The organism is [Flexibacter] sp. ATCC 35208, assembly GCF_001975825.1.
In the GTDB taxonomy this organism is placed as follows: domain Bacteria; phylum Bacteroidota; class Bacteroidia; order Chitinophagales; family Chitinophagaceae; genus Chitinophaga.
In genome coordinates this window covers 1-479 of sequence record NZ_MTKN01000285.1, presented here as the reverse complement: position 1 = coordinate 479, position 479 = coordinate 1, and the positions used below count along the sequence as shown (strand labels likewise).

Genomic DNA, 479 nt, shown 5'->3' with positions numbered 1-479 from the left:
TCCGGAACATGGCGAAAACTCTATGAAAGATTATTGGTTACACATGGTAATGTTTAAATACTGTCATTCTAAATATCCAGACGTAAAATATACACTTCATGCAGGAGAATTAACTTTAGGATTAGTTCAGCCAGAAGATTTAACGTGGCATATAAACGATGCAATTTATGTTGCCGGAGCAAACAGAATTGGTCACGGAGTTGATATTGCTTACGAAGCAAATTCATACGATTTGTTGCGTTATATGGCAAAAAATAATATTCCGATCGAGATTAATTTGACGAGTAACGAATTCATTTTGAAAGTAAAAGAAAACAGACATCCTTTTACACTTTACAAAGAATTTAATGTGCCAATCGTAATTAGTACAGACGACGCCGGAATCTTAAGAACAAATATGACTGAACAATATGTTTTATTAGCAAAAAGATATCCTGATGTTTCGTATGCAATCATAAAACAATATGTTTACAACAGTA

The 479-nt window shown here is 32.8% G+C and carries 1 protein-coding gene; it reads left to right on the top strand.

Annotated features, from left to right (window positions below):
• Window positions 1-22: 22 nt before the first annotated feature.
• A partial coding sequence (locus tag BW716_RS35545; RefSeq protein WP_220388940.1) for a hypothetical protein occupies window positions 23-479 on the top strand: 457 nt, incomplete at its 3' end.